Raw genomic sequence first — 875 nt, 5'->3', positions numbered from 1 at the left:
GACACCCCGACTCGCCACTACGCACACGTAGACTGCCCAGGCCACGCCGACTATGTTAAAAACATGATCACCGGTGCTGCGCAGATGGACGGCGCGATCCTGGTTGTTGCTGCGACTGACGGCCCAATGCCTCAGACTCGTGAGCACATCCTGCTGGGTCGTCAGGTAGGCGTTCCTTTCATCATCGTGTTCCTGAACAAATGCGACATGGTTGATGACGAAGAGCTGCTGGAACTGGTAGAGATGGAAGTTCGTGAACTGCTGTCTCAGTACGATTTCCCAGGCGACGATACCCCAATCGTTCGTGGTTCTGCTCTGAAAGCGCTGGAAGGCGAAGCTGAGTGGGAAGCGAAAATCATCGAACTGGCTGGCTTCCTGGATTCTTACATCCCAGAACCAGAGCGTGCGATTGACAAGCCATTCCTGCTGCCAATCGAAGACGTATTCTCCATCTCCGGTCGTGGTACCGTTGTTACCGGTCGTGTAGAGCGCGGTATCATCAAAGTTGGTGAAGAAGTTGAAATCGTTGGTATCAAAGAGACTGCGAAGTCTACCTGTACTGGCGTTGAAATGTTCCGCAAACTGCTGGACGAAGGCCGTGCTGGTGAGAACGTTGGTGTTCTGCTGCGTGGTATCAAACGTGAAGAAATCGAACGTGGTCAGGTTCTGGCTAAGCCAGGCTCAATCAAGCCACACACCAAGTTCGAATCTGAAGTGTACATCCTGTCCAAAGACGAAGGCGGCCGTCATACTCCGTTCTTCAAAGGCTACCGTCCACAGTTCTACTTCCGTACTACTGACGTGACCGGTACCATCGAACTGCCAGAAGGCGTTGAGATGGTAATGCCAGGCGACAACATCAAGATGGTTGTGAC

Annotated in this window: 1 protein-coding gene; it reads left to right on the top strand. The window is 52.8% G+C overall.

Features of this window, described 5'->3' with window-relative positions; translation table 11 throughout:
• Window positions 1-875 (top strand): elongation factor Tu (gene tuf / locus F3J31_RS23180; RefSeq protein ID WP_049055751.1); only part of this gene is annotated, 875 nt, incomplete at both ends.

Origin of the sequence: Enterobacter sp. Acro-832, from assembly GCF_011752745.1 — a bacterium.
Classification (GTDB): domain Bacteria; phylum Pseudomonadota; class Gammaproteobacteria; order Enterobacterales; family Enterobacteriaceae; genus Enterobacter; species Enterobacter quasiroggenkampii.
Note: the sequence above shows the minus strand (reverse complement) of the source record. Positions and strands in the feature narration are given on the sequence as shown.